This window comes from Corynebacterium sp. HMSC062E11 (genome assembly GCF_001811845.1).
Classification (GTDB): Bacteria; Actinomycetota; Actinomycetes; order Mycobacteriales; family Mycobacteriaceae; genus Corynebacterium; species Corynebacterium hesseae.
On the sequence record NZ_KV806811.1, the window covers coordinates 1 to 211 of the forward strand.

General features: G+C 53.1%; 1 protein-coding gene. It reads left to right on the forward strand.

Annotated elements, in window-relative coordinates; all coding sequences use genetic code 11:
* Positions 1–17 precede the first annotated feature (17 nt).
* On the forward strand, positions 18–211 hold a 194-nt coding region (locus HMPREF2822_RS12955), incomplete at its 3' end, for a helix-turn-helix domain-containing protein (protein WP_158014576.1).

Sequence of the window (211 nt, forward strand, 5' to 3'; positions counted from 1 at the left end):
GGCGGTGGAATAGCCGGATGGCTATTCCATTGCATAAGCGTAGAAAGGTCGCAGATTTCGATCCCGTTCGTGACGGCAAGACGGTCACACAGTTTTGCAAAGAATTAGGGATCTCGCGGCAGACGTACCACAACATCAAACACCGGATAGCGCAGAAGGGGCGCGCAGGTATTGTGCCGGATTCGACTGCCCCGAAGAATCCGATTAAGAA